The 244-nt window shown below is 76.6% G+C and carries 1 pseudogene; it reads right to left on the reverse strand.

Features of this window, described 5'->3' with window-relative positions:
- Positions 1 to 236, reverse strand: a pseudogene (locus QSV46_RS40735) (ABC transporter substrate-binding protein); the annotation flags it as partial.
- Between the last annotated feature and the right edge of the window lie 8 nt (positions 237 to 244).

A 244-nucleotide genomic window follows, 5' to 3' on the forward strand; every position in this document is an offset into this window, starting at 1 on the left:
GTGCCGGAGGCGCGGGCCTGGATCGGGGGCGTGTCGCCGACATAGGCGATGTCGAGCGCCCCGGCGCGGATCGCCTCCAGGATCGCCGGGCCGCCGGCGAAATTGGGCAGCTCCACCTCGAAGCCCAGGGCCCGGCCCTCGCCGCTGGCGGCAAGCAGGTTGCGCACCAGCTCGCTCTGGTCGGCGACGACGAGCCGGGTGGATTGCGCCCGCCCCGCCCCGGCCAGCGCCGCCAGGGCAAGGC

Source organism: Bradyrhizobium cosmicum (assembly GCF_032290525.1).
Lineage (GTDB): Bacteria > Pseudomonadota > Alphaproteobacteria > Rhizobiales > Xanthobacteraceae > Bradyrhizobium > Bradyrhizobium cosmicum_A.